The 24,452-nt window shown below is 75.7% G+C and carries 21 protein-coding genes and 1 pseudogene; 9 read left to right on the top strand and 13 right to left on the bottom strand.

Annotated features, from left to right (window positions below; genetic code table 11):
• Positions 1-162: 162 nt before the first annotated feature.
• The 4 genes and pseudogenes from FHX75_RS02280 to FHX75_RS02265 all read right to left on the bottom strand — a co-directional run.
• Positions 163-1,509 (bottom strand): annotated as a pseudogene (locus FHX75_RS02280) (acetyl-CoA carboxylase biotin carboxylase subunit); the annotation flags it as partial.
• A 10-nt stretch (positions 1,510-1,519) separates the two neighbouring features.
• On the bottom strand, positions 1,520-1,993 hold the full coding sequence (gene accB, locus FHX75_RS02275) for an acetyl-CoA carboxylase biotin carboxyl carrier protein (RefSeq protein ID WP_425463482.1): 474 nt from the start codon (positions 1,991-1,993) through the stop codon (positions 1,520-1,522).
• 62 nt (positions 1,994-2,055) lie between these two features.
• Positions 2,056-3,777, bottom strand: coding sequence for an acetyl-CoA carboxylase carboxyltransferase subunit alpha (locus FHX75_RS02270; protein WP_154936422.1), 1,722 nt, complete (start codon positions 3,775-3,777; stop codon positions 2,056-2,058).
• Positions 3,774-4,115 (bottom strand): TcmI family type II polyketide cyclase, encoded by a 342-nt coding sequence (locus FHX75_RS02265; RefSeq protein WP_154936421.1) that lies wholly within the window; start codon positions 4,113-4,115, stop codon positions 3,774-3,776. Before FHX75_RS02265 ends, FHX75_RS02270 begins: the two co-directional genes overlap by 4 nt.
• A gap of 406 nt (positions 4,116-4,521) precedes the next feature.
• On the opposite strand from FHX75_RS02265, the gene FHX75_RS02260 reads away from it, so the two are divergent.
• The 3 genes from FHX75_RS02260 to FHX75_RS32085 all read left to right on the top strand — a co-directional run bounded on the left by FHX75_RS02260 (position 4,522) and on the right by FHX75_RS32085 (position 7,001).
• On the top strand, positions 4,522-5,325 hold the full coding sequence (locus FHX75_RS02260) for an AfsR/SARP family transcriptional regulator (protein ID WP_170285272.1): 804 nt from the start codon (positions 4,522-4,524) through the stop codon (positions 5,323-5,325).
• A 120-nt stretch (positions 5,326-5,445) separates the two neighbouring features.
• Positions 5,446-5,793: a TcmI family type II polyketide cyclase gene (locus FHX75_RS02255; protein WP_154936420.1), complete on the top strand. Its 348-nt coding sequence runs from the start codon at positions 5,446-5,448 to the stop codon at positions 5,791-5,793.
• Between the two features lie 242 nt (positions 5,794-6,035).
• On the top strand, positions 6,036-7,001 hold the full coding sequence (locus tag FHX75_RS32085) for a helix-hairpin-helix domain-containing protein (protein ID WP_154936419.1): 966 nt from the start codon (positions 6,036-6,038) through the stop codon (positions 6,999-7,001).
• A 65-nt stretch (positions 7,002-7,066) separates the two neighbouring features.
• Here FHX75_RS32085 and FHX75_RS02245 read toward each other — a convergent pair whose 3' ends face one another.
• On the bottom strand, positions 7,067-7,984 hold the full coding sequence (locus FHX75_RS02245; RefSeq protein WP_154936418.1) for an aminoglycoside phosphotransferase family protein: 918 nt from the start codon (positions 7,982-7,984) through the stop codon (positions 7,067-7,069).
• Positions 7,985-8,137: 153 nt separating this feature from the next.
• Between FHX75_RS02245 and FHX75_RS02240 the strand changes: the two genes are divergently transcribed.
• Entirely contained in the window at positions 8,138-9,343 is a 1,206-nt protein-coding gene (locus FHX75_RS02240; protein WP_246157542.1) for a low temperature requirement protein A, read from the top strand.
• A gap of 104 nt (positions 9,344-9,447) precedes the next feature.
• Complete coding sequence (locus FHX75_RS02235; protein ID WP_154936417.1) at positions 9,448-9,654, top strand: hypothetical protein; 207 nt, start codon at positions 9,448-9,450, stop codon at positions 9,652-9,654.
• A 214-nt stretch (positions 9,655-9,868) separates the two neighbouring features.
• On the opposite strand, the gene FHX75_RS02230 is transcribed toward FHX75_RS02235, so the two are convergent.
• From FHX75_RS02230 to FHX75_RS02210, 5 genes are all read right to left on the bottom strand, one after another.
• Positions 9,869-11,842 (bottom strand): APC family permease, encoded by a 1,974-nt coding sequence (locus FHX75_RS02230; RefSeq protein WP_154936416.1) that lies wholly within the window; start codon positions 11,840-11,842, stop codon positions 9,869-9,871.
• 244 nt (positions 11,843-12,086) lie between these two features.
• Positions 12,087-12,479, bottom strand: coding sequence for a hypothetical protein (locus FHX75_RS02225; protein WP_154936415.1), 393 nt, complete (start codon positions 12,477-12,479; stop codon positions 12,087-12,089).
• Between the two features lie 40 nt (positions 12,480-12,519).
• The gene (locus tag FHX75_RS02220) at positions 12,520-13,269 is read right to left on the bottom strand and encodes a phosphotransferase (RefSeq protein WP_154936414.1); all 750 of its coding nucleotides are present in this window, start codon (positions 13,267-13,269) and stop codon (positions 12,520-12,522) included.
• Between the two features lie 73 nt (positions 13,270-13,342).
• On the bottom strand, positions 13,343-14,113 hold the full coding sequence (locus FHX75_RS02215) for a DUF5995 family protein (protein ID WP_154936413.1): 771 nt from the start codon (positions 14,111-14,113) through the stop codon (positions 13,343-13,345).
• Positions 14,114-14,228: 115 nt separating this feature from the next.
• Positions 14,229-17,150, bottom strand: a complete 2,922-nt coding sequence (locus FHX75_RS02210) for a helix-turn-helix transcriptional regulator (RefSeq protein WP_154936412.1) — start codon at positions 17,148-17,150, stop codon at positions 14,229-14,231.
• Positions 17,151-17,340: 190 nt separating this feature from the next.
• Here FHX75_RS02210 and FHX75_RS02205 point away from each other — a divergent pair, with 190 nt between their 5' ends.
• Positions 17,341-19,689 (top strand): adenylate/guanylate cyclase domain-containing protein, encoded by a 2,349-nt coding sequence (locus tag FHX75_RS02205; protein WP_154936411.1) that lies wholly within the window; start codon positions 17,341-17,343, stop codon positions 19,687-19,689.
• A 64-nt stretch (positions 19,690-19,753) separates the two neighbouring features.
• Here FHX75_RS02205 and FHX75_RS02200 read toward each other — a convergent pair whose 3' ends face one another.
• The 3 genes from FHX75_RS02200 to paaK are packed head-to-tail and all read right to left on the bottom strand — an operon-like array spanning position 19,754 to position 22,123.
• On the bottom strand, positions 19,754-20,338 hold the full coding sequence (locus FHX75_RS02200) for a dienelactone hydrolase family protein (protein WP_154936410.1): 585 nt from the start codon (positions 20,336-20,338) through the stop codon (positions 19,754-19,756).
• A 47-nt stretch (positions 20,339-20,385) separates the two neighbouring features.
• Positions 20,386-20,814, bottom strand: a complete 429-nt coding sequence (gene paaI / locus FHX75_RS02195; RefSeq protein WP_154936409.1) for a hydroxyphenylacetyl-CoA thioesterase PaaI — start codon at positions 20,812-20,814, stop codon at positions 20,386-20,388.
• 1 nt (position 20,815) lies between these two features.
• Positions 20,816-22,123 (bottom strand): phenylacetate--CoA ligase PaaK, encoded by a 1,308-nt coding sequence (gene paaK, locus FHX75_RS02190; RefSeq protein ID WP_154936408.1) that lies wholly within the window; start codon positions 22,121-22,123, stop codon positions 20,816-20,818.
• Positions 22,124-22,300: 177 nt separating this feature from the next.
• Between paaK and FHX75_RS02185 the strand changes: the two genes are divergently transcribed.
• From FHX75_RS02185 to crcB, 3 genes are all read left to right on the top strand, one after another.
• Entirely contained in the window at positions 22,301-23,362 is a 1,062-nt protein-coding gene (locus tag FHX75_RS02185) for a hypothetical protein (RefSeq protein WP_154936407.1), read from the top strand.
• A gap of 210 nt (positions 23,363-23,572) precedes the next feature.
• Positions 23,573-24,040 (top strand): FluC/FEX family fluoride channel, encoded by a 468-nt coding sequence (locus FHX75_RS02180; RefSeq protein WP_246157540.1) that lies wholly within the window; start codon positions 23,573-23,575, stop codon positions 24,038-24,040.
• The gene (crcB, locus tag FHX75_RS02175; RefSeq protein ID WP_154936405.1) at positions 24,037-24,399 is read left to right on the top strand and encodes a fluoride efflux transporter CrcB; all 363 of its coding nucleotides are present in this window, start codon (positions 24,037-24,039) and stop codon (positions 24,397-24,399) included. Before FHX75_RS02180 ends, crcB begins: the two co-directional genes overlap by 4 nt.
• The last annotated feature ends 53 nt before the right edge of the window (positions 24,400-24,452 follow it).

The following is a 24,452-nucleotide window of genomic DNA, read 5'->3' as shown; positions in this document are numbered from 1 at the left end:
GACGGCGGGACGCGCGGCGGGGTGCGCCGGGGCTGGTGGCGCGGCCGGCGCACCGGCCTCGGACCGGGGCGCGCCGGCTCCGGGCGACGATGCCGCCGGCGGGCCCGCCTCGGGCGGAACGGCGGCCGTGGGCGCCGGCGGGGTGGTCCGGGCCGGCTGCCGTTCGGCGAGCAGGCGGTCGACCAGGGAGGTGGTGTAGCGGCCCTTGCGGAAGGCGGGGTCGTCGAGCACCCGCCGGACGAACGGGATGGTGGTGCGCACCCCCGGCCCGGCGATGTCGAACTCCTCCAGGGCGCGTTCCAGCCGGTTCAACGCCAGTTCCCGGTCCGGCGCCCAGACCGCCACCTTGGCCAGCAACGAGTCGTAGTACGGCCCGACCAGGTAGCCGGGGTGCCCGTGGGTGTCGACCCGGGTGAACGGGCCGCCGGGCGGCAGGAAGCGCTCCAGCCGGCCGGGAGTGGGGGCGAAGTCGCGGTCGGGGTCCTCGACGTTGACCCGGCACTCCACCGCCACCCCGTGCGGCCGGACGTCCTCCTGCCGCAGCCGCAACGGCAGCCCGGCGGCGATGTGCAGCTGCTCGTGGACCAGGTCGATCCCGGTGATCATCTCGGTGACCGGGTGTTCGACCTGGATCCGGCAGTTGATCTCCAGGAAGTGGAACGCCTCCTCGGCGTCCACCAGGAACTCCATCGTGCCGGCGCCGGTGAAACCGACCTCGAGCGCGCCGCGCAGGGCGGTCTCCGCGATCGTCTCCAGCGTCCGGGCGGAGAGCGCCGGCGCGGGGGCCTCCTCCACCAGCTTCTGGTGCCGCCGCTGCACCGAGCAGTCCCGGGTGCCCAGGTGCACGCCGTTGCCGTGCCCGTCGCAGAGCAGCTGCACCTCGACGTGCCGGGCCTCGGTCAGGTAGCGCTCGACGTACACCCGGTCGTCGCCGAAGGCCGCCTGCGCGGCCGCGCGGGTCCGCGCGTACGCCCGGGGCAGCTCGGCCGGGCACCGGACCACGGTCATCCCCCGGCCACCGCCGCCGGCCGCCGCCTTCACGATCACCGGGTAGCCCACCTCGGCGGCGACCTCGGCGGCCCGCTCCGCGGTCGGCACCGGGCTGACGCTGCCCGGCGGCAACGGCAGCCCCGCCCGGCTCATCAGCGCCCGGGCCGAGGACTTGTCCCCGAGCGCGGCCATCACCTGCGGCGGCGGGCCGATGAAGACCAGGCCGTTGTCGGCGCAGATCTCGGCGAAGTCGGCGTCCTCGGAGAGGAACCCGTAGCCGGGGTGCACGGCCTGCGCCCCGACCAGGCGGGCGGCCTCCACGATGGCCGCGGCGTTGAGGTAGCTGCGCCGGCTCGACGCCGGTCCGATCAGGACCGCCTCGTCGGCCAGCCGGACCGGGGCCGAGTCGGCGTCCGCGGTGGAGTAGACCACCGCCGTTCGCACGCCCAGCTCCCGGCAGGCGCGCAGCACCCGCAACGCGATCTCGCCCCGGTTGGCGATGAGCACCTTCTCGAACATCCCCACCACCTCAGGCCGGGTCCAGCGCGACCAGCGGCTGGTCGTACTCCACCGGTCGACCGTCGTCGACCAGGACCTCGGCCACCCGGCCGGCCCGCTCGGCGGTCACCTCGTTCATCAGCTTCATCGCCTCGACGATCCCGACCACCTGCCCGGGCCGGACCAGCTCACCGACGGTGACGAAGGGCGCGGCACCCGGCTCGGGCGCCCGGTAGAAGGTGCCGACCATCGGCGAGCGCACCTCGATCCGGCCGGCCGGCGGCGCGGGCCGGGGGGCCGGCGGCGGGGCGACGGGAACCACCGCCGGGGCGTCGGGGGCGCGGCCGGTCTCCGTCGCGACGACCCCCTGGCCGGCGGCGGCTTCGTGCCACTCCACCTCCAGCACCGTGTCGCCGCTGCGCAGCCGCACCCGGCGTACCGGGCCGGCGACCTCGGCGACGAGCTGCCGGGCGTGCCGGCGCAGGCCGGCCAGCACGGCGTCCACCTCGTGCGCCGCCTCCGCGCCGTCGGCGGACGACGGCGCGCCGGCCGGGACCGTCCCGGCGCTCACCGGGCACCCACCCGGGCGCCGGCGCGGGCCGCGCCGAAGCGCCGGAAGCGCTGGCGGCGGCGGCGCACCAGGGTGGCGGGCGGCACGTCGAGCAGCGGCAGCAGGTGCGCCAGCACCGCCTCCCGCAGCGCGCGGGCGGCCGCCTCCGGGTCGTGGTGCGCCGCCGGGACCGGCTCGGGGACGAGGTCGTCGACGACGCCGAGGCGACACAGGTCGGGGGCGGTGAGCCGCAGTGCGCGGGCGGCCTGCGGAGCGGCCCCCCGGTCCGGCCAGAGGATGGCCGCGCAGCCCTCCGGGCTGATCACCGAGTAGACGGCGTGCTGGAGCATCAGCACCCGGTCCGCGACGGCCAGCGCGAGAGCCCCACCGCTGCCGCCCTCACCGGTGATCACCGCGACCACCGGGGTGGGCAGCATGCTGAGCGAGAGGATGTTCTCCGCGATCGCCGCCGCCTGCCCCTGCTCCTCCGCGCCCACGCCCGGGTCGGCCCCCGGGGTGTCCACCAGGGTGACCACCGGCAGGCCGAGGCGGGCGGCGAGCCGCATCAGCCGCAGCGCCTTGCGGTGCCCGGCCGGGCTGGCCATGCCGAAGTTGCGGGCCACCAGCTCGCCGGTGGTGTGGCCCTTCTGGTGGCCGATCACCATCAGGTGCCGGCCGTCGAGGCGGGCCAGGCCGCCGACCACCGCCGGACAGTCCCCGCCCAGCCGGTCGCCGTGCAGCTCGACGAACCCCTCGAACGCGGTGTCCAGATAGTCCAGTGTGGTCGGTCGGCCGGGGTGCCGGGCCAGCCGTACCGTCTCCCAGGCGTCGGCCGGCGCCGCGTCGACCACCGGCGGATCCGTCACGACGGCGGCCGGGCGGGCGGCGCGGGCCGGCTCCTGCCGGGGTACGGCGGGACGCGACGCCGGACGGCGGCCGGCCCGGGCGGCGGCGAGCAGCGCCACCAGCCGCCCGCGCAGGGCGTGCCGGGGCACCACCATGTCCACCTGGCCGTGCCGCAGCAGGAAGGCCGCGGTCTGGAAGCCCTCCGGCAGTTCCCGGCCGGTGACCTGCCGGATGACCCGGGGACCGGCGAAACCCATCCGGGCGCCGCTCTCGGCGAGCACCACGTCGGTGTTGGTGGCGAACGACGCCGCCACACCCCCGTACGTGGGATCGGTGAGCACGCTGACGGTGAGCAGTCCGGCCTCGCGCAGCGCGGCGATCGCCTGGCTGACCGTGGCCATCTGCATCAGCGACAGTGCGCCCTCCTGCATCCGCGCCCCGCCGGAGGCGGTCACCAGGACCAGGGGGACAGCGTCCTCCAGCGCCCGCTCCGCCGCCCGCGTGATCAGCTCACCGACGGCGGCGCCGAGGCTGCCGCCGAGGAACCGGAAGTCCATCACGGCCAGCGCGCACGGGTGCCGGCCGATCGTGGCGGTGCCGCAGACCACCGCCTCGGCCAGCCCGGTGCCGGCCCGGGCCGCGCTGAGCCGGTGCGGGTACGACAGCACGTCGACGAAGTCGATCGGGTCCACCTCGGCCGCCCGGTCCGGCAACGGGATGAACGACTCCGGGTCCACCAGCTGCCGCAGCCGCTCGGGGGCGGCGAGCCGGGCGTGCTCCCCGCACTCCGGACAGACGTCGAGATTGCGGCGCAGCCGCTTGCGGTACAGCAGCGAGGCGCACCCGCCGCAGCGGGACCACAGCTCCCCCTCCCGGGGGGCGGTGGCGGTCACGGCCGCCGCCCGACGGGGGCGCCCGCGTCGAAGCGGTAGAAGCAGTGGGCCATCGCGTCGCGGGGCTCCCGCCAGGTCGGCAGGTACGGCGAGATGTACGGGCGCAGCCGGGCGCTGACCCGCTCGAACTCCGGATGCCCCCGGGCCGCCTCGACCGCGCCCGGCGTCGGTGCCTCCGTCTCCAACAGGTGCACGTACAGGTCGTGCAGCCGGTAGAGCGAACGGTGCCGGACACCGACCAGGCGCGGCAGCTCCGTCGCGTCGGACTCGGCGAAGATCTCGGCGACCTGCGCCTCGGCGCTGGGTACCACCTTCGCGACGATCAGCGAACGGTCCATGGATGGGCCTCCCCCCACGGCCGCCGGCGCGGTGTGGACCGCGCCGCGAGCCGGACGACTGCCGACACGATGCGCGCGCCGGCGTCACGCCGGCGTCACCGGCCGGCACCGACCGGCGCTGCCGCATCGTGACGGTGCGTTGACGCAACCTGTGTATCCGCTGTGCGACGCCAGGGCCGCGACCACGGCGTGCGCACAGTTCAGAAGGGGTTTCATGGTTGAGCGTGGTGAGCGCCGACCGGAAGCTCGACATTGACCGAGAGTGACCACAATTGATAATCTTCGTCACGGTCAGCCCGGTGGCCGCGGCGACACCGCCACGGCGCAGCGACCCGACAGTGCGGTCACGGGTGCCGCACCGGGACACACGAGGAGTCGGGACGCGCGTTCCGCAGGGGGTGCCGCCGTGGCCGCTGATTCGTCCATGCCGACGACCGGGCGCCCACCCGGCCCGGACATCTCACTGCACCTGCTCGGCGGCTTCCGGCTGCTGCACGGCGACACCCCGATCGTGGTCCCCCGCGGCCTGCAACGGGTCATCGCGCTGATCGCGCTGCGCCCGGGCGCCACCCGCAGCCACCTCGCGGGCCTGCTCTGGCCGGACGCGCCGGAGGACAAGGCGTTGTCCTCCCTGCGCACCGCCCTCTGGCGACTGCGCCAGGACCCGTGCTGCCCCTTCACCACCGCCGGCGACACGGTGCGACTGGACCCGGTCGTCCGGGTCGACGTCGACGCGCTGGTCGGCACGGCCGCCCGGGTCCGCCACGGCGAGGACCCGTCCGCCGCGCTCGCCGCGGGCCGGCACGACCTGCTCCCCGGCTGGTACGACGACTGGGTCCTCGCCGACCGGGAGCGGCTGCGCCAGCTACGCCTGCACATGCTCGAGGACCTGGCCGGCCACCACCTGGCGGCCGGCCGGCACGGAGAGGCGCTGCAGGCCGCGCTGGAGGCGATGGCCGCCGAGCCGCTGCGGGAGACACCGCACCGGCTGGTGGTGCGCATCCACCTCGCCGAGGGCAACGCCTTCGAGGCGGTGCACGCCTTCTACGTCTACCGCGACCTGCTGCTGCGGGAGCTGCGGCTCGAACCTTCCGCGGCGATGACCGCGCTGCTCGACGACACCCTCGCGCCGATCCGCGACGCCACCCGGGAGCGGCCCGACCCTCCCGGTCGACCGCCGGCCGCCCGGGTCGCGCCCCAGGGCGGCTGACCGCCGTCACCACCGGCGCGGCACGCGTGACGGTCAGGTGACAGGCGTGCCGGCAGGGTGGGCCGCACAGCAGTCCGTGGGCTCCGACCTGGGCGGAGCGCCACCGGCGAGAGGGGTCCCATGAGCCGTCTACTGATCGTCAGCAGGATCCTCCCGGGCTCGGAGGGCCGGGTGGCGCAGATCTTCGCCGAATCCGACGCCACCGAACTGCCCGCCCTGACCGGCGTCCGGCACCGGTCCCTGTACTGCCTGCACGACCTGTGCGTCCACCTGATGGAGACCGAGGACGTGGACCCGGACGCCCTGGCCGGTGCCCGCAACCACCCGCTGTACCTCCAGGTCAACGAGCGACTCTCCGCGCACACCTCCCCGTACCTGCCGACCTGGCATTCCCCCCGGGACGCGATCGCCGGCTGCTTCTACCGCTGGGACGCCGCCGACGTCCCGGCGCCGCGCCCGGCCGGGTGAGCGGGCGGACGCCGAAGAGGACCGAGCCGCCCGGCCGGGTCGGACGACGGCACCTCGTCGCGACCCGGCCGGGTCCGCCCGCTTTCCGTACCGTCGGTCATCCCGCCGACACCCGCCGACACCGTGCATCCCACCTGCGTCGCGATGACCCATCCTCCCTGTCGTCCGCCATACGCGTGTGCAAAGCTGCCGGCGAGTTTTCTTCGTGACTTTCACCGACATATGCAAGAGGGAGGTTTGCCGTGCCGTCGACTTTCGGGCAGTGGCTGATCGTGATCCTGGCCCTGGTGCTGGGCGGAGCCGGGGGCTGGGTGGCCCGCGGCCGGCAGGCCGCGGCGACCGCCGAGCGGCCGGAACCCATGGTGGAGGGTGACCCGGTCGTCGGGCTCTCCGAGGAGGAGAAGGCCGCCGCCACGGTGACCGCCACCGTCGACACCCCCCAGCCGGCGGCCACCGTCGACGTCGCGCCGGCGCCCGCCGCCGTGATCGACGCGCCCACCCCGCACGACCTCGACACGACGCCGGCCGCCGCGTCGCTGGCCGCCAGCCACACCCCGCTGACCGCCGACGACGACACCGCCGCGTCGGACACCGTCGCTTCGGTCGACGTGGCCGCTGCCGGGACCGACGTGGCGGCCGATCGCACCGACGCGGACGACGACCGCACCGACGTCGCCGACGAGGCCGACGAGGAGCGGACGGTGGAGCCGGTCGGCGTCGCGCAGAGCGACCGCGACACCACCGCCACCGCCCACGAGGTGGACGCCGACACCGTCGCCCCCGCCGCGCCGGTCGAGGCCGTCACCCCGGCCGAGGTCGAGGCTCCCGCCCCGGCCGAGGTCGAGGCCGCGGACCCGGTGATCCCCGCTCCCCGCCGCGCGCTGGACGACGAGGCGCCGGTCGCGTCCGACGAGCCGGCGACCGCCGACGCGGACGTCGTGGCCACGCCGGACGCCGAGACGCCGGACGACTTCCGCCGGATCCAGGGCGTCGGGCCGAAGATGGCCACCGCGTTGCAGGCCGCGGGGATCCGCACCTACCGCCAGCTGGCCGAGCTGGACGAGCCGGCGCTGCGCGAGACCATCCGGGCCGCCGGGCTGCGTGCCGCGCCGAGCCTGGCGACCTGGCCGCAGCAGGCGAAGCTGCTGGCCGGTGCCGGCGCCGAGGCCGGTGCGGTGCTGCCCGAGCCGGCCGCCGACCAGGTCTGAGCACCACGTGGGCCGGTGGCCGCGCCTCGGCGCGGACACCGGCCCACACCGTCTGCCCCGGACCGTCACCGACCCGGGGCGGCGTACTCCTCGAGGATGGCGGTGAGCGTGTGCCGCGCCTCCGCGGCGCGAGCCGGATCGGTGTCGTCGAGCGTGATCAGCGCCTTCCACAGCGCCCAGCCGCGGCCCCGGTTCCAGGTCGCCTCGTCCACGGCGAGCGCGTCGCGGAACGCGGCCCGGCTCCCGGCGGTGAGCAGCGTCCAGGCGACCGTCAGGTCACAGGCCGGATCCCCCACCCCGCAACAGCCGAAGTCGATCACCGCGGCCAGCCGGCCGTCGCGGACCAGCAGGTTGCCGAAGGCGACGTCGCCGTGGAACCAGACCGGTGGGTCGGACCAGGTGGAGCGCAGCGCCAGCTCCCAGATCCCGGTGAGCAGCTCACCCGGGACCCGGTCACTCAGGGCGGCGATCGCGGCCCGGGTCTGCGCGTCGTACGTCCGAAGTGGTCCCCCGCGCCAGGCGCTGTGCTCTCCGGCGGCCGGACCGGACGTGGCGTCGATCCGGTGCAGGGCCGCGAGGAAGCCGGCGAGCGCGATGGCGAACGCGGTCAGGTCGGCGATCTGCTCCACCCGGGCCTGTCGGCCCTCGATCCACCCGTACACCGACCACGCGAACGGGTAGCCCTCGGCGGGCTCCCCCTGCCCGAGTGGGATCGGCACGGGCAGCGGCAGCTGGGTGGCGAGCACCGGCAGCCAGCGCTGCTCCTTGGCCACCTGTGCGGCGTAGCCGGGCGCGCTGGGCAGCCGTACCGTCATCTCGTCGCCGAGGTGGAAGGTCCGGTTGTCCCAGCCGCCCGCCGCCACCGGGCGGACCGGCAGGTCGGCCCAGTGCGGGAACTGCCCGGCGACCAGGCGGCGCACCAGCGCGACGTCGATGCGCGGCAGCGGCGCCGGTCGCCCGGCGGGGGCGGGGAGCGGGTCCATCCGGTACAGGCTGCGTGGCCGGCCCTGGGCGGGCAACCGGAATTCGCCGGGAAGCGCTGAACCGGACACGCCGGCTGGCGACCGTCGCTACGGTCGGTGAGCGGGCCGACGGCGGCCCGCCGCGCCGACGAACCCGGTACGCAGGAGCAGCACGTGCAGCCACTCATGCCGGAGCCGCCCGCCCGGCAGGCCGGCGTGCCGTTGCGTGACCCCGAGGGTCCCCGCCGGGTGACCCTGCTGGAGCTCTTCTTCGACCTGGTCTACGTCGTCGCGCTCGCCCTCATCTCCAGAGGCCTGGTCAGCGACCTGACCTGGCAGCACGCCGGCCAGTCCCTGATCATCCTGATGGCGGTCTGGTGGACCTGGGCGATCACCACCCTGGTCACCGACATGTACGACCCGCAGCGCACCGAGATCAAGCTGCTGATCACGGCGGTGATGTTCGGCGCGCTGCTGATGACCACGGCCATCCCGCACGCATTCACCGACCGGGGCATGGTCTTCGCCGGCACCTACGTGGCGATCCACCTCGGCCGGGGCCTGTTCCTCATGCCCACGGTACGCGGACACCGGCCCACCCAGCGCCGGGCGGCACGGATCTTCATCTGGTTCGCCGTCTCCGCCATCCCCTGGATCATCGGCACCACGGTGAGCGGGCACGCCCGCGAGGCGTTCTGGGCCCTGGCGCTCGCCATCGACTACGGCGGCTTCCGGCTGGCGTACCCGGTGCCCGGGCTGGGGATGGTCCCCGAGCGGCAGCGCAACGTCACCGCCGAACACCTGTCGGAGCGCTTCCAGCAGTTCTTCATCATCGCGCTCGGCGACGCCATCCTGGTCATCGGCACCATGTTCAGCCTCCAGCACTCGGAGGCGGACAACATCGGCGCGTTCGCCATCGCCTTCGTCACCACCCTGCTGCTCTGGCGGATCTACGTGCACCGCTCGGGTGAACTGCTGCCGCACGCGATCCAGGCGGCGAAGGCGCCGAGCAGGTTCCTGCTGACCGCGCCATACACCCACCTGACGCTGGTGGCCGGGGTGGTGACCACGGCGGCCGGCTTCGAACTGGTGCTGCACGAGCCGCTGGGGCACACCCCGCCGTCATGGGCGGCGGTCATCCTCGGCGGGCCGGCGCTCTTCCTGGTCGGCCGGTCCGCCTTCGAGTACGAGGTGTTCAGCCGGGTCTCACTGTCGCGCCCCGGCGGGCTGCTGGCGCTGCTGACCCTCGCCCCGGCGGTGTTCTTCCTGCCGCCGCTCTTCGCCGCCGCCAGCGCGATGGTGGTACTCGCCGGCGTGGCCGTCGCGGACACCCTGCGCAGCCGGGGCAAGCCGCCGGAGAGGCCGTCCCCGCCGCACTGATCCGGCCGGTGCGCCGGTGTCCGTTCCGGATGTCGTTTATCCGCTCGTCGCGTCTGGGTACAAGGGCGTCACCCTCGACCCCACCACGACCCTGGAGGCACCCCATGCGCGGCACATCGATTTTCGGAGTTATCGTCGTCATCTGGCTGCTCATCGGCGCGATCGCCGCCGGCCAGCGCGGCTACTACAGCAACGACGACACCAACTGCGCCGAGGCGGGCACGATCCTGGTGACCATCGTGGCCGGGCCGCTGAACTACATCGGCGCCAACCCGAAGGTCGACTGCAAGCTGCCCGAGCCGTCCAAGTAGGTCCGTCGACCCCGGCCCGCGCCCGCACCCCCGGGGCGCGGGCCGTTTCGTGTCCGCTCCCGATCACGTCCGTCACCGCCCCTACGGCGTCCTAGGAGGCTGGGTCGAGGACTGTGTTTGTCGGCGGAGGGGCCGGGAAGGGCAGCGACCCAGCGCCGGACGGGCCGGGCGGCTGCGGTCACTGGCCTGACCGGCGGCCCGGGCTCACCAGCGCTCAGCCGCCGACGTGGATGCCCGGTCGGCGGGACGGGTCCGGCTCACTCTTTCGGATGATCTCCCGGACCACCGGCGGCGTGTCGCCCCGGCCGAGGATGAGGTAGCGCAGCAGGTGGGCGAGCGGGTTGCCCTCGGACCACTCGAAGTGCGCGTGCGGGCGTACGCCGGTGCCGTCGCGCAGGGCGAGCAGGATGGCCGCGATGGCGTTCGGGACGGCCGGGCTGCTGGCCCGCAGCACCCGGTAGCCGCCGACCTCCACGCCGTGCACCCGCAGCACCTGGCTGAACTGGGACGGGTCCACCACGTCGATCTCCAGGAAGAGCACGTCGGCCGCGCCGGGCACCGGGTTCATACCGCGCTGCGCCCGCTCCTTGACCCGGTACTCCTTGAGCGCCCCGCTGTCGCGCTTGTTGGCGATCAGGTGCAGCCGGCCGTCGTGGGTCAGCGAGTCGGCGATGAACCGCCGGGCGGCCGGGTCGAACTCGATCCGCTCCGCCCGCAGTTCGGTGGTGCGGGACACCCGGGAGATCAGCGAGACGGCGATGATCCCCGCGATGAACAGGGCCGAGATGGCGATGCCGTCCGGCTTCTCGATCACGTTCTCGGCGAGGGCGTAGAGCAGGACGGCGGTGAGCAGGCCGAAGCCGGCCCCGGCGATCCGGTGGTGGGCCCGCACGGCCGCGATGGTCACCGCCACCGCGCCGGAGACCATCATCGCCAGGATCCCGGTGGCGTACGCGCCGGCCTGGGCGTTGACGTCCGCCCGGAAGGCGATCGTGATGGCGATGCTGATCAGCGTATAGACGATGACCACCGGCCGGACCGCCCGGCCCCACTCCGGCGCCATCCCGTACGACGGCAGGTAGCGCGGCACGATGTTGATCAGGCCGGCCATCGCCGAGGCGCCGGCGAACCAGAGGATCAGCACGCTGCTGATGTCGTAGACGGTGCCGAACGCCTCGCCGAGGTGTTCGTGGGCCAGCCAGGCCAGGGCCCGTCCGTTGGCGGCGCCGCCCGGCCGGAACTCCTCCGCCGGGATCAGCACCGTGGTGACGAACGTGGTGGCGATCAGGTACACCGACATGATCAGCGAGGCGGCGGTGAGCAGCTTGCGGGTGTTGCGGATCCGCGCCTCCAGGCGCTGCCGGGAGTCCGTCCCCGCCCCCTTCACCAGCGGCATCATGCTGACCCCGGTCTCGAAACCGGACAGGCCCAGCACCAGCAGCGGGAAGGCCAGCACCGCCGGCCCGAGCAGGTCACCGAGACCGGTGCCGCCGGCGGTCAGCGCCTGCGTCCAGTCGCCCACCAGGGACGGGTCCGCGGCCACCTCGGCCAGCCCGACCACGACGATCACCGCGTTCAGCCCGAGGAAGACCGCGACCAGCGGGATGGCCACGCTGACCGCCTCGCTGAACCCCAGCAGGAACACCCCGCCGAGGACCAGCAGCAGCACCACGGTCACCACCACGGCGGCGGCCGTGCCGTGCGGGAAGGACGCCGGCAGGTACGGGTTCTCCAGCAGGTGGACCGTCGCGTCGGCGGCGGAGAGGGTGATCGTGATGATCCACGAGGTGGCGACGAAGCCGAGCAGCACCAGGACGAAGATCTTGCCGCGCCAGAACGGCAGCAGCCGTTCCAGCATCGCCACCGAGCCCTGCCCGTGCGGGCTCTCCCGGGCCACCCGCCGGTACATCGGCAGCATCCCGAACAGGGTCAGCGCCACGATGAGCAGGGTGGCCACCGGGGAGAGCGCCCCGGCCGCCAGCGCCGCGATGCCGGGCAGGTACGACAGGGTGGAGAAGTAGTCGACGCCGGTCAGGCACATCACCCGCCACCAGGGGTGGCGCTTCTGGGTACCCTCCTCCGCCTCGGGACCGGCGGGCTGCACCTGGTGGGCGAAGAGCCAGCGCCGCAGCGGGTCGGCCGCCGGGTGGGGGCGGGCGTGGCTCTCCACGCACTCCGGGACCGTCACCGACCCCGACCGGGTGCGCTCCCCCTGGAGCGGATCGCGGGCCGCCCGCACCTCGGGCCCGAGACCCGCCGGCGTGCCACGCCGCCCTCGGGTACGCCGTGGCTTCGCCCCGTCCCGCCCGTCCACCATTCCCGTCCCACTCTCTACGGTCCTGCACCGACCGTAGGCGGTACTCGGGGCACCGCTCGGCGGAACCGGCAAGCCGGGAGATCATCGCGGGCGCCGACCGCGTGGGCGGCTCGCCTCAGCCGGGCGGCGTCCGCAGGGCGTCGCGCAGTGCCTCCGGGTCGGAGACGGTGACCGTGGCGCCGGGGTGGCGCGGCCACGGTCCCGGCACCAGGGCCGCGACGGGCTCGGCGAACCGCACGCACACCCCGGCGGCGGTGCTGCTGCCGAAGGTGACCCCGCCGTCGGCGAACGACAGGTGCGGCCCGATCGCCCGCCACCACCGGTACGGCCCGTCGAGCTGCGCCCCGGTGACGTTGGCCCGGGGGGTGCGCAGCCGCCAGGGTCCGTACCGGATCTCCAGCGCCTCGTCGTCGACGAGCACCCAGGAGGTCTCCGGGCGCACGCCGAGCAGCGCCAGCGGGGCCCGGAAGGCCGGGTCGAAGCGGAAGGCGGAACGGTGCACGGACATGACCCGCGCGTACCCGGTGCCGGCCGGCCGACACCCCCGCTCACTCCAGCGCGCGGGCCCAGTCCTCGACGTGCGCGTCCAGGTGCGCGGCGGTGGACCGCCAGTACGGGCCGTCGACGGTGAAGATCCGGGCCCAGGGCTGCACCCCGTCGCGGGCGCCGTCGCGCAGCAGCGCGTACATCGCCCGGGCCCGGCGGCCCAGGGTGGCGGCCAGCGCCGGACGGTCCGCGCCGGCCAGGCCGTACCCGTCGACCAGGGCGCGCAGCCGGCGCGCGGACTCGGCGACCGGCCGGTCCGGCCGCATCCCCGCCATGGCCTGCGCGGCGTACGCCAACTCCCAGCGCCGGGTGCCGGGGCCGGCGCCGTCCCAGTCGATCAGCACCCAGCCGCGGTCGGCGCGGACCAGATTCCAGGGCGCGGCGTCGTGGTGGCAGACGAGGTCGGCGCCGTCCGGGGCGATGGCCACCCGCCAGCCGGCCGGCTCCGGGGGCACGAACCCCACCACCGCGTCGTGCAGGTCGGCCAGCAGGCGGCCGATCGAGGCCAGTTCCGCCAGCGGGTACGTCCCGGCCTCCGGCCCGCACTCCCCCGGCACGTACTCCAGCACCTGGCGGCCCCCCGCGTCGCGGCCCAGCGGCCGGGGCGCGCCGGTGAAGCCCACCGCGTGCAGGTGCGCCAGCAGCGCGTCGACGTTGTCGGTCCACGGGCCGACCGGCCGGCGCACCGTGTCGCCGACCCGGACCACGCCGGTGGTGACGTTGCCGGGCAGGGGCTGTTCGGTCAGCGGCATCCGGCCATCCTGCCCGGCGGGGACGCGTCCCCGCGCCCCGGTTTCCCGGAGCGCGGGGACCCCCCGTCCCCGGCTACTGCAGGAACGCCCCCAGTGGCGACAGCAGTAGCCGGCCGAGTGCCGCGGCGTTGTCGTCCAGCCGCGTGCGCTCGCAGTCGCGGGCGTGCGGGTCGTGCCGGCACCGCCAGATCTTCTGGGCGTTGCGCCAGGCCACGTCCCGGGTGTATTCCACCAGTTCGCCCTGGTACCAGTCGTCGACGTCCCCGTTGAGCATGTCGATCAGCAGCTGCCACCGCTCCAGGTAGCCGCGCCGCAGCGAGGGGATCTTGTCGGCGAAGATGTCGTTGATCTTGAGATAGTCGCGGTGCTGCTCGCTGCCGTCGACCGGCTCGGACTCCAGGTGGTCGAAGGTCGTCACCAGCGCGAACGGCAGGTCGAAGTTGATGTGCGCGTTCACCCCCGCCGCCGCCGACGGCAGCGGCCGGGCGTCCGGGCCGCGCATCCGCTTGAACAGGCACGACCAGGCCTTCGGGGTGGTCGGGCTGGACTCCGTCCACAGCCGCAGCGCGTCGAAGTAGCGGGTGGCGAACTCCACGTCGAGCCGGGACAGGAAGACCGGGTCGGCGAAGAAGTCGTCGTACAGCCCCTCCAGCACGCTGGTGGTGATGGTCAGGTACAGCTCGTTGAAGTCGGCCAGCGGGCAGCTGCGCTCCAGCGGAGGCAGCCGCACCAGCAGGTCCTGGAGCTTGGTGAGGTGGTCCACCACCGCCGGCACGTCGCCCGGGTGGTCCGCCAGCAGCCCGACGATGTCGGCGTGGACCGGGCCCCAGACCGGTTCCGTCATGTCTCCTCCACAGTGGTCGGGGCACCCCCGTGCCGTCGGCGTCGCTGGACAGCCTTCCAGCGCCACCGACGTACGGGATCAGTAGAACGACGTATTCGTCTCGGCCCGGTGTGCGTCAGTCGGCGCGGTTGCGCAGGTAGATCGCGCTGGCCTGGACCCGGGTACGCACCTGGAGCTTGTCGAAGATGTGCGAGACGTGCACGCCGATGGTCCGCTCGCTGATGAACAGCCGCTGGCCGATCTCCTTGTTGGTCAACCCCTCGGCCACCGCGGCGAGCACCTCGCGCTCCCGGGCGGTCAGCACCGCCAGCTCGTCGCTGACCGGCTCGCCGCAGGTCGCCCCCGCGCCGCCGGCCGGCTGGGCGCGCTCCTCCAGCTCCACCCGGGCCCGCCCGGCGAGGGTCTTGATCTCGCTGGTCAGCGGCACGGCACCCAGCCCCTGCGCCATCTCGTACGCCCGCCGCAGCAGCTTGGCCGCGGTCGCGCTGCGGCTGCGTCGGGCGAGCAGCGCCTCGGCCTGCCGCAGCCGCGAGTACGCCGCCGGGTACGGGTGGTTGCGCCGGTCCCACTCGGCGGCCGACCGGGCCCACAGGTCGGGGTCGCCCCGCCCGTCGAGTCGACTCAGCTCGGCCGTGCAGAGCACCAGGAAGCCCTCCGCGCCCAGGCGTACCGGCCGGGCGGCGTGGGCGCTCTTGCGGGCCACCCGGTCGACCACCTCGCGCAGCCGCCGGACCACGGTCTCGTCGACCGGCACCGTCCGGCTGGCGTGCGCCTCCGCCTCGGCGCGCAGGCCGTGCCAGGCGAGGGTGGCCAGCAGCACCACGTCGTCCGAGCGGCTCTCGGTGAGGCCGCGCTGCACGGCCTGCCGGGCCACGTCGTGCCGGCCCTGCCACATCGCCAGCCCGGCCCGCAGGATCAGCATCGGCAGCACGTGCCGCGCCCCGCCACCGGCCAGCACCGTGGCCACCGCCTCCAGGTCGCGGTCGGAGGCCTCCACGTCGCCGTAGCCCACGGAGAGGCGGCACCGGGCCAGCAGCAGCTCGACCGCGTCCGCGCCGGACGGGCGGTGCCGCAGCGCCGCCGCGACGACCTTCTCCGCCTCGGCCCACTGCCCCACCCGGAACAGCCCGTTGGTGGCGATGGCCAGCAGCCGGGTCTCGTAGGTGCGTCCCAGCCCCAGCTCGGCGACCCGCTCGGCACCCCGGCGGGCCACCACCACCCCCTCCTCGAGGATGTTCAGCGGCCCGGTCAGCAGCTCCGCCAGATGCAGGTACGCGCACGCCACGTCCTCGGGCCGGCCGGCCCGCTCGGCGATCTCCAGCGCCCGCCGCACCACGGCCAGGCCGGCGTCCGGGTCCTCCAGGAACGCCTCGCTGAAGCCGAGCGCCGAGCTGGCCAGCACCACCTCGGTGGTGCTGCCGTCGACCTCGGCCGCGAGCGCCAGCGCCTCCCGGGCCCGGGCGCCGGCGTCGGCGTACCGGCCCAGGTGCAGCAGCAGCTCGGCGAGGTGGGCGGCGGCGGTGGCCCGTTCCCGGGAGGTGCAGTCGGCGGCCTCCAGCACGCGCTGGTACTCGGCCTCGGCGGGGGCGGAGCGTCCGGCGGCGGCGAGGTAGCGGGCCCGCCGGATGCGCAGCGCGCAGGACGGCTCGGCGTCGTCACCGCCGGCCAGCTCGGCCAGCAGGGAGAGCGCCCGGGCGTGCTCGCCGCACTGGTGGGCGGTCTCGGCCGCGTGCTCCAGCAGCGTCGCCCGGTCGACCTCCACCGGCGCCGCCTCCGTCGGCCCGGCGGGCGGGGTGTCGGCCAGCTGCAACGCCACCGACCAGTGCCGGTGCGCCTCGGCGAAACCGTGCAGCCGCTCGGCCTCGCGGGCGGCGGCCATCGCCGCCGGCAGGGCCCGGCCGGGCTCGCCGGCCAACCGCCAGTGGTGCGCCAGCCGGGCCTGGTGCAGCTCCGCCGGCGCCCGGGTGAGCGCCTCGGCGTAGCGCCGGTGCAGGGCGGAGCGCTCGGCGGGCAGCAGCTCGTGGGCGAGCACCTCGGCGACCAGGCGGTGCCGGAGCCGGTAGCCGTCGTCGGCGCCGACCAGCAGCCGGTGCGCCACCGCGGCGCGGACCGCCTCGATCAGCTCCTGCTCGGGCAGGCCGAGCACCTCGGCCAGCAGCCAGTGCTCGACCGGCTCCACCCCGGCGGCCACGGCGTGCACCACCGCGTGCGCGTGCTGGGGCAGCGCGTCGACCCGGGACAGGAAGATCTCGCGCAGCGTGTCGGAGAGCCCGTCGCGGCCGTCGCGCAGGTCGCGCGCGAGTTCCTCGACCACGAAGGGGTTGCCGCCGCTGCGCTGCCAGACCTGCTCGGCGGCCTCCGGCGTCGGCGGCGTGCCGACGATCGCGGCGACCAGCCGGTCGGTGTCCGCGCGGTCCAGCGGGGCCAGGTCGACCACCCGGACCGAGCGCAGCCGACGCAGCTCGGTGAGCACCCGGCGCAGCGGGTGGGCGCCCTGCAACGACTCGGCCCGCACCGCGGCGAGCACGGAGAGCTGGAGGTCGCCCAGGCCGGCGAGGAGGTAGAGCAGCAGCTGCCGGGTGCTCCGGTCCACCCACTGCAGGTCGTCGAGGACCAGCACCAGCGGACGGCCCTCGGCGATTAGGCTCAACCCGCGGGACACCCGCTCCAGCAGCGCGCCGCCGTCGGCCGTGGCCGTCTCCTCGGCGAACGTGCGCAGCAGGCCGCGGACGGCCGACGAGGTCCGCGCCTGGGTGGCGGTCAGCTCGGCGTCGAAGCGGCGCAGCGCCTGGATCACCGGGTGCAGCGGCGAGGCGTCGCCGATGTCCAGGCAGGTGCCGGTCAGCACGACCGCCCCCGCGTCGCGCAGCCGTGCCCCGACCTCGTGCAGCAGCCGGGTCTTGCCCACCCCGCTCTCACCGCTGACGAAGACCGCCGCCGTCTGCCCGGGCCCGAGCTCGTCGAGCAGCGCGGAACGCAGCGCCGTCAGCTGGTCGGCACGGCCGACGAGCGGTGCACTGTCCACATCGCTGGCCATGTCCGCAGCCTAGTCACAGGTCCCCGCACCGTTCTACGGGCTTGATCCCGCTGTGGTACTCCTCGCGTCGACATTGCGACTAAAGGTTGCGACCGGCCGACATACGTCGTTCTGCAGATCCCCCGACGGCCCGGTGGTGACAGTGTCCGGATGTCGTAAGGCACCGCTGCTGGGGGGAAAGGTGGGTGCGATGCCACTGTCCACGGTCGCCACCGGTCGGGAGGACGTCACGTCGCCCTGGCCGGTTCGGGAGGAACGGCGCGTGGTCAGCGTGCTGTTCGCCGACATAGTCGGTTCGACGGCGCTGACCGAACGGCTCGACCCGGAGGACATCCGGGCGCTGCAACGCGCGTACTTCGACACCGTCGCCGGGGTGCTGCGGCACTGGCACGGCGTGGTGGAGAAGTACGTCGGCGACGCGGTGATGGCGCTGTTCGGCGCGCGCCGCTCCGACGGGCTCGACGCGTACCGGGCGGTGCGGGCCGCGCTGGAGATCCAGCGTGCCCTGGACCGGCGGCCCATGCCGGGGGGCGTGCGGCTGCGGGTCCGGGTCGGGGTGGCCACCGGTGAGGCGGTGGTCGACCTGGCCGCCGCCCGCGACGGCGGGCACGGTGCGGCCAGCGGCGCGGTCACCACGACCGCCGCCAGGTTGCAGGAGTACGCCCCGGCGGGCGGGGTGGTGGTCTGCGCCGCCACCCACCGGGCCACCGCCGACCTGGTCGACCAGCGGGCGCTCGCCCCGGTGGCGCTGGCCGGCAAGGCGCTGCCGCTCGACGTCTGGCGGGTCACCTCGCCGGCCCGGCCGCGACGGCCCCGGCACGAGGGCCCGCTGGTGGGCCGGCGCCGGGAACTGGCCACCGCCCAGGACCAGCTCGTCCGGGCCGCCCGCGAGCACCGTCCACGCTGGGTGTCGCTGGTCGGGCCGGACGGCATCGGCCGCAGCCGGCTGCTGCACGAGCTGCGCCACGCGCTGCGGGAGGTCGACGGGGTGGCGGTCCGCTGGTGCGTCGCGCACTGCCCGCCGTACCCGAAGGGGGCGCTCGGGCCGGTCGCCGAGCTGGTACGCGACCTGGCCGGGGTGCGCGACAGCGACCCGCCGGCGGTGGTCCACCGGCGGCTGGCCGCCCTGGTCGACGGGCTGGTCGCACCGGCCCGGGCCACCCCGACGGTCGCCGCGCTGGCGGCGCTGCTCGCCGCGCCGGAGGGCACGGCCACGGCGACCGGCGGCCCGGCGGCCTGCCGCCAGGTGCTGCTGGCCCTCGCCGCCCGGCAGCCGGTGGTGGTCGCGGTCGACGACCTGGACCGGGCCGGGCCGGAGCTGGACCGCTTCCTGCGGGCCCTCTTCGCGGCGGCCACCCTGCGCGGACTGCCGCTGGCCGTGGTCGCCACCCACCGGCCGCAGCTGGCCGACCCGCTGCCCGTGCCCGACGACCGCCGCTGCCGGGTGGCGCTGGCGCCGCTGGGCGCGGTCGACACCGGGCGGCTGCTGCGCCGGCTGCTCGGCCGCGCCGGCCGACCGGCCGCGCTCGCCGGGCGGCTGCTGCCGCTGGTCGGCGGCATGCCCGGGTACGCCGGCGCGTACGTCGCGGCGACCGGCGACGGGGAGCCCGGCCTGCCGGAGGCGGTACGCCGGATGGCCTCCGCCCGACTGGACCTGCTCGACGACGCGCTGCGGGCGGTACTGACGGCGGGCGCGGCGCTCGGCGTCGACTTCACCGCGCCGGCCGTCGACCGGCTGCTCGGCTGGGCGCCCGGACGGGCGGCGACGCTGCTGCGCCGACTCGCCACCGCCGACGCCCTGCTCCGGTGCGACCGGCACGGCCGGTACGAGATCGTGGACCCGGCCCTGCGCCGGACCGCGTACGACCGGCTGCCCCGGGCCGTCCGCGCCGAGTTCGGCCGGCGGGCCGAGCAGTGGCGCGCGGCGGCATCCGGACGGGTGGCGCCCACCCGCTCCGGCACGCCCGCTCCCCGCCTCGCCACGGCGCGCCCGGCCGACGCCGAGCCGACTCCCTCCCTCGACGCTGAGAAGGTGTCCGCCCTCCCCGCCGAGCCGGTTGCCGCCCTCGTGGCCTCGGCGGCAGCACCCGACGGCGGGCGGCACCATCACGCCGCCGGAACGCGCCGCGAGCTGATCGCGCCCGGCCGCCGGTCCACCATGGACGGCGCGGGGCGGTGGTCGACACCGCCGGCGTCGTCGACCTGGAACCGAGTCCGGGACGGGGGCACCCGGGCGGCCGACGACCTCCGCTCCGACCTGGGGTGGAGTCCGCGCTCCGGCGGCGGCCACGAGGACACTGTCGTGCGGATCCTCCCCCGGCTCGCGGCCGGGCCGCGCCGGCACGGGCAAGCCTCCGACACCGTCGCGGGCCACGACCGGACCGTGCGCAGCGCGCCGGACGGGCGCGCGCACCGGCCGCCGTCGCCTCCCGCCGGTCGGGGCAGTGCCGCCGTCGTCCTGGCACTGCGGCAGGCGGCAGCGGAACGCGCCGGCCAGACGCCGCCGCGCGGTGGCCCGCCGCTGAAACGGGTGGCCTGAACCGGTCCCCCGCACGCGAGGCGGCTGGCGAACCGGCACGCGCGCGGCGCGGTGGACGGCCGGCTCAGTCGGCCGACGGGCCGGGCAGCCCGGCGAGGAAGGCCAGCGCCCGCTCCCAGGTCTGCTCGGCGGCCCGCGGATCGTGGTCCGGCACATCCGGGTCGGTGAAGAGGTGCCCGGCCCCCGGGTAGCGGAACACCTCCAGCCGCGCCCCCGCCCCGGTCATCGCCCGCTGCCACTCGGCGACCTCCTCCGGCGTCTCGTACTCGTCGGGGTCGGCGAGGTGCAGTTGCACCGGCAGGCCCGGGCGGACCGCGGCCGGGTCGGCGCCGGTGCCGTGCAGGAGCAGCAACGCGGCGGCGTCGGGCCGCTCGGCCAGCAGCGCCCCGGCCACTCCCGCGCCCATCGACCAGCCGGCCAGCACCGTCTCGGGCGGCAACGGGGCCAGCGCGGCCCGGCCCCGCCGCAGCACCTCGTCGCGGCCGATCTTGTCGAACAGCGCGAAACCCGCCTCCACGGTGTCGGTGGGCGGCTCACCGTAGAGGTCGGGGGTGACGACCCGGTGCCCGGCCGCGCGCAACCGGTCGGCCTGGGCCAGCACGGCCGGCCGGAGCCCGTACACGGAATGGAAGAGCACGATGTGTGTCATCCGGTCATCGTGCCGGAGACCGCCGACAGCGGCGGCGCGCCGCGCGGTCAGCCCTCGACGCCGCGGGCCAGCGTCCGGCTGCGGCCCCGGAACTCGGCGACCACCTCGTCGCCCCGGGAGACGGTGACGTCGTAGATGCCGCTGCGGCCGTAGCGGGTCCGTTCGGTGGCCCGGGCGGTCAGCAGGTCGCCCTCGCGGACCGGGCGCAGGAAGCTGATCTCGCCGCCGGCGGCGACCGTGGCCGGGCCGTGGCTGTTGCAGGCCAGCGCGAAGGCCGTGTCGGCGAGCAGGAAGACGAAGCCGCCGTGGCCGATGGCGTGCCCGTTGAGCATGGCCGCGGTCACCCGCATCCGGGCCACCGCGGCGCCGTCGCCGGCGGAGACCAGCTCGATGCCCAGGGCGCGGGAGGCCACGTCCGCGTCGAACATGTCGTGCGCGGCGGTACGCCTCGGCGCGACCCGGCCGTTCTCCGCCATCTCAGCCCACCCGCCGCTGGTCGACGATCCGCCGCATCTTGCCCATCGAGCGTTCCACCCCGTCCGGCGCGATCACCTCCACCGCCACGCTGACCCCGATGGTGTTCTTCACCTGCTCGACCAGTGCCCGGCCGGCGCGGGCGGCCTCCTCGACGTCGACCCCGGCGCGGCGCTCCACCTTGACCGTCAGGGTGTCGAGCCGCCCCTCGCGGGCCAGCACGCACTGGAAGTGCGGCGACAGCGCGGGGGTACGCAGGATCAGCTCCTCGATCTGGGTCGGGAAGACGTTCACCCCACGCACGATCATCATGTCGTCGGTCCGGCCGGTGATCTTCTCGATCCGGCGCATCGGCCGGGCGGTGCCGGGCAGCAGGCGGGTGAGGTCGCGGGTGCGGTAGCGGACCACCGGCATCGCCTCCCTGGTCAGCGAGGTGAGCACCAGCTCGCCCTGCTCGCCGTCGGGCAGCACCGCGCCGGTGACCGGGTCGATGATCTCCGGATAGAAGTGGTCCTCCCAGAGGTGCAGCCCGTCCTTGGTCTCCACGCACTCGGTGGCCACCCCCGGGCCCATCACCTCGGACAGGCCGTAGATGTCCACCGCGTGCATGTCGAGGCGCTGCTCCATCTCCCGGCGCATGTCCTCGGTCCACGGCTCGGCGCCGAAGATGCCGACCCGCAGCGAGGTGGCGCGCGGGTCGACGCCCTGCCGCTCCATCTCGTCCACGATGGCCAGCATGTAGCTGGGGGTGACCATGATGACCTCGGGCTGGAAGTCGCGGATCAGCAGCACCTGCCGCTCGGTCATCCCGCCGGAGACCGGGATGACCGTGCAGCCCAGCTCCTCGGCGCCGTAGTGGGCGCCCAGGCCGCCGGTGAACAGGCCGTAGCCGTACGCCACGTGCACCCGGTCGCCGGGCCGCCCGCCGGAGGCGCGGATCGAGCGGGCCATCAGCCGCGCCCAGGTACGCAGGTCCTCGCGGGTGTAGCCGACCACGGTGGGCCGGCCGGTGGTGCCGGAGGACGCGTGCAGCCGCGCCACCTGCTCGCGGGGCACCGCGAACATCCCGAACGGGTAGTTCTCCCGCAGCTCCGCCTTGCCGGTGAACGGGAACCGGGCCAGGTCGGCCAGCTCCCGGCAGTCGTCGGGGTGCACACCGGCCGCCTCGAACGCCCGGCGGTAGTGCGGCACGTTGTCGTACGCGTGCCGCAGCGACCAGCGCAGCCGGTCGAGTTGCACCGCACGCAGCTCGTCGATGCCGACCCGTTCGACGGGTTCCAGCTCCTCCGGCGAGGGGGTGCGGTCCTGCACGGTGCCTCCTGTGCGCGCGGGTACCGGCGCGGGTCCGCGCCGAGGCGACGTTGCGTACCGTACGCCCCGCCCCGGACGGCCGACCAGCGCGGCGACGGCCGATGCGCCTGCCGCCCGATCACGCATCGAAGCGGCACAATGGCGCAGGGTGGCACACGGCGTGGGAGGGTGGCGACGATGACGCGTACCGACACGGCACCGGCGGGCATCGGCGGGCGGGCGGCCAGCCCGGCAGGGGTGGCCCCGGCGAGCCGGCGGGAGGACCTGGTCGCCGTCCTGCTCGGCGCGTGCCTGGTGGGCGGGGCGCTGGCCGACGGATGGGCGCACACCAGCCTGCTCGAGACCATCGAGGGCTTCTTCACGCCGTGGCACGGCCTGCTGTACGCCGGCTTCGTCGGCAGCGCGGGGTGGATCTGCTGGCTGGCGTACCGGCGTCGGGACCGCGCGCCGCGGTGGTGGCGCGACGGCTGGCCGCGGGGGTACCGGGTGGGCGCGATCGGCGTCGCGGTCTTCGCCGCCGGCGGGCTGGCCGACATGGTCTGGCACGAGACGCTCGGGGTGGAGGTCGGGCTGGACGCCGAGTTCAGCCCCAGTCACCTGCTCCTCGACGGCGGGGCGGTGCTGCTGCTGACCAGCCCGCTGCGCTCCTGGTGGGCCAGCCGGGAGGGCGGGGCGCGGGCGGCGACCGGGGTCGCCTCGTTGGCGCTCGGCACGATGGCCACCACCATCCTGCTCGGCCACTCCTCGGCGTTCCTCAGCGCCGCCGCCACCCGGGAGCCGGGGGCCTCCGGCGCCCAGCAGGCGGCCGTCCTCGGCGTGGACGCGTACCTGGTCACCACGGTGGTCATCGGCGTGCCGTTCCTGCTGTCGCACCGCCGCCGGGCCACGCCCGGGGCGGCCACCGCCGTGGTCGCCGGGGTGGCGCTGTTCGCCCTGGTGATGTTCGAGTTCCCGGTGCCGCAGGCCTGGGGCGCGGTCGGCGCGGTCGCCGGCGCGGCCCTCGCCGACCTGGTGCTGTGCCGGTCGGACGCGGTACGCGGCCCGGACGCGGCGCTGCGGCTGCCGGTCGCCGGCGCGGTGCTGGCCGCGCTGGTCTGGGGTGGACACCTGGCCGGGCTGGCGCTGGCGGACGGAATCGGCTGGACGCCGGAGGTGTGGAGCGGGGTGGTGACGCTGACCGCGGTCGAGGGCGCGCTGCTCGGCGGGCTGGCCGCCCGCCCACTGCCCGACGACCAGTGACCCGGCCGGCGGCCAGCCCGGGGTCGGGAGCCGGTGCCGGGCCTGCGCCAGCGGGCCGCCCTCGGCCGCGATGAGCCGGGGCCCGAGGCCGGGGCGGCGATATGCTCGCGGGCGGCGCCGGCGGTGGGTCCGCCGCCCCGGCCGCGACCGGCACCACCGCGCCGGGTACGCCCACGGTCCCGGCCCGTGCCCGGGCACGTAGGAGGACAGGTGTCAGCATCCCGGCGCATCGACCCCGACGTCGACCTGCGCGTACCCGCCGACCGGCGCGAGCTGGGCGCACACCCGGCCGCCGTGCTCGGCGCCGTCGCCGCCGGCGGGGTGCTCGGCGCGCTGGCCCGGGCGGGCGTCCAGGCGGCGCTGCCGCACCCGCCCACCGGCTTCCCGTGGTCGACCTTCTGGATCAACGTGACCGGGTGCCTGCTGATCGGGGCGCTGATGGCGGTGCTCGGCCGCCGCGACGCCGGCCCGCTGGTCCGCCCGTTCCTCGGCGTCGGCGTGCTCGGCGGGTTCACCACCTTCTCCGCGTACGTGGTGGACGCCCAGCGGGCGGTCACCGCCGGGGCCGTGCCGACCGCGCTGGCGTACCTGGCGGCGACGCTGGTCGCCGGCCTGCTGGCGGTCTGGGTCGGGGACGCGCTGGCCGGCCGGCTGCTGGACCGGGGCGCCGACCGGTGACCGTCCTGCTCATCGCCGTCGGCGCGGCGCTCGGCGCGCCGCTGCGCTACCTGACCGACCGGGCCGTGCAGGCCCGGCACGACTCGCTGCTGCCCTGGGGGACCCTCACCGTCAACGTGGCCGGCTCGCTGCTGCTCGGCGTGCTGCTCGCCGTCCCCGCCGGGCCGGCCGTCACCGCCCTGGTCGGCACCGGCTTCTGCGGCGCGCTGACCACCTGGTCCACCTTCGGCTACGAGACCCTGCGGCTGGCCCGCGGCGGCGCCCGGCGGCACGCGCTGGCCAACGTGCTGCTCAGCGTGGCCGCCGGGCTGGCCGCCGCGACCCTCGGCTACGCGCTGGGCCGGGCGCTGGCGGGCTGACGTCGACCGGGGCCCTGGCGGGCGGGCCACGGCGACACGTCCCACCCGTCCGG

The organism is Micromonospora palomenae (assembly GCF_007829925.1).
Taxonomy (GTDB): domain Bacteria; phylum Actinomycetota; class Actinomycetes; order Mycobacteriales; family Micromonosporaceae; genus Micromonospora; species Micromonospora purpureochromogenes.
The sequence above is the reverse complement of the archived record's forward strand: the minus strand, read 5'-3'. Positions and strand labels throughout refer to the sequence as shown.